This is a genomic window from Legionella fairfieldensis ATCC 49588, assembly GCF_000621525.1.
Classification (GTDB): domain Bacteria; phylum Pseudomonadota; class Gammaproteobacteria; order Legionellales; family Legionellaceae; genus Tatlockia; species Tatlockia fairfieldensis.
On sequence record NZ_JHYC01000054.1, the window covers coordinates 1 to 2,424 of the forward strand.

Sequence of the window (2,424 nt, forward strand, 5' to 3'; positions counted from 1 at the left end):
ACATTCAGGATAACCTGAAGTTACTCAGGTTATATGGTCAAGACAATCAGCCAATTAGTACGAGTTAGCTTCACACATTACTGCGCTTCCACACCTCGCCTATCAACGTCGTAGTCTTCAACGGGCTTCATGGGAAAACTCATCTTGAGGGAGGCTTCCCGCTTAGATGCTTTCAGCGGTTATCCCGTCCGAACTTAGCTACCCGGCAATGCCACTGGCGTGACAACCGGTACACCAGAGGTTCGTCCACTCCGGTCCTCTCGTACTAGGAGCAGCTCCTCTCAATTTTCCTACGCCCACGGCAGATAGGGACCGAACTGTCTCACGACGTTCTAAACCCAGCTCGCGTACCACTTTAAATGGCGAACAGCCATACCCTTGGGACCTGCTTCAGCCCCAGGATGTGATGAGCCGACATCGAGGTGCCAAACACCGCCGTCGATATGAACTCTTGGGCGGTATCAGCCTGTTATCCCCGGAGTACCTTTTATCCGTTGAGCGATGGCCCTTCCATTCAGAACCACCGGATCACTAAGACCTACTTTCGTACCTGCTCGAGCCGTCACTCTCGCAGTCAAGCACCCTTATGCCTTTACACTCTTGGTACGATGTCCGACCGTACCGAGGGTACCTTTGTGCTCCTCCGTTACTCTTTGGGAGGAGACCGCCCCAGTCAAACTACCCATCATACACTGTCCTCATCCAGGATTACTGGACCAAGTTAGAACCTCAATAACAACAGGGTGGTATTTCAAGGGCGGCTCCATACGAACTGGCGTCCGTACTTCTTAGCCTCCCACCTATCCTACACAGTCATCATCAAAGTCCAGTGCAAAACTATAGTAAAGGTTCACGGGGTCTTTCCGTCTAGCCGCGGGTACACTGCATCTTCACAGCGATTTCAATTTCACTGAGTCTCGGGTGGAGACAGTGTGGCCATCGTTACGCCATTCGTGCAGGTCGGAACTTACCCGACAAGGAATTTCGCTACCTTAGGACCGTTATAGTTACGGCCGCCGTTTACCGGGGCTTCGATCAAGAGCTTCTCCTGCCACCACATTCCTCGTCACTCCGCGTTGTGATGCTCATCAACTCAGTCATTTACCTATGTAAACTCCTTCATCTCTTCACACCACGCCTTGATTGACGAACAATCTGGTGGCAGGATAACCCCATCAATTAACCTTCCGGCACCGGGCAGGCGTCACACCCTATACGTCTTCTTACGAATTTGCAGAGTGCTGTGTTTTTAATAAACAGTCGCAGCCACCTGGTCTCTGCGGCCCTCTCAAGCTCACTACGTAAAGCAGCTCACCCAAAAGGGCGTACCTTCTCCCGAAGTTACGGTACCATTTTGCCTAGTTCCTTCACCCGAGTTCTCTCATGCGCCTTAGTATACTCTACTTGTCCACCTGTGTCGGTTTGCGGTACGGTTCTCTATAAGTTATGGCTAGCAGCTTTTCCTGGAAGCTTGGCTTCAATGACTTCTTCGCACACCGTAGTGTCGAAACCACTTCGCACCTCAGCCTTATAAGAAACCGGATTTGCCAGGTCTCTCAGCCTACATGCAAGTACCAGGACAACCATCGCCCGGCTCACCTAGCCTTCTTCGTCCCCACTTCACCACTTATAAAAAGTCCAGGAATATTAACCTGGTTCCCATCAACTACGCATCTCTGCCTCGCCTTAGGGGCCGACTCACCCTGCTCCGATTAACGTCGTGCAGGAAACCTGGGACTTCCGGCGAGAAGGTTTTTCACCTTCTTTATCGTTACTCATGTCAGCATTCGCACTTCTGATACCTCCAGCAGACTTCTCAATCTACCTTCTTCAGCCTACAGAACGCTCCCCTACCACGTGCACTCAAGTGCACATCCGCAGCTTCGGTGGATGATTTTAGCCCCGTTACATCTTCCGCGCAGGCCGACTCGACCAGTGAGCTATTACGCTTTCTTTAAAGGGTGGCTGCTTCTAAGCCAACCTCCTGGCTGTCTATGCCTTCCCACATCGTTTCCCACTTAATCATCACTTCGGGACCTTAGCTGGCGGTCTGGGTTGTTGCCCTCTTCACGACGGACGTTAGCACCCGCCGTGTGTCTCCCGTGATTCAATTAGCCAGTATTCGGAGTTTGCATCGGTTTGGTAAGCCATGACAGCCCCCTAGCCGAAACAGTGCTCTACCCCCAGCAATCATTCACGAGGCGCTACCTAAATAGCTTTCGGGGAGAACCAGCTATCTCCGGGCTTGATTAGCCTTTCACTCCTAGCCACACGTCATCCGATAATTTTTCAACATTACCCGGTTCGGACCTCCACTTGGTGTTACCCAACCTTCATCCTGCACATGGCTAGATCGCCCGGTTTCGGGTCTACTCCCAGCGACTCGCGCCCTCTTAAGACTCGATTTCTCTACGGCTTCCTTAT

Annotated in this window: 1 rRNA gene; it reads right to left on the bottom strand. The window is 51.9% G+C overall.

What is annotated here, in order from left to right:
* Nucleotides 1–33: 33 nt before the first annotated feature.
* Nucleotides 34–2,424: ribosomal RNA gene (locus T345_RS0110675) — 23S ribosomal RNA — on the bottom strand; the annotation flags it as partial.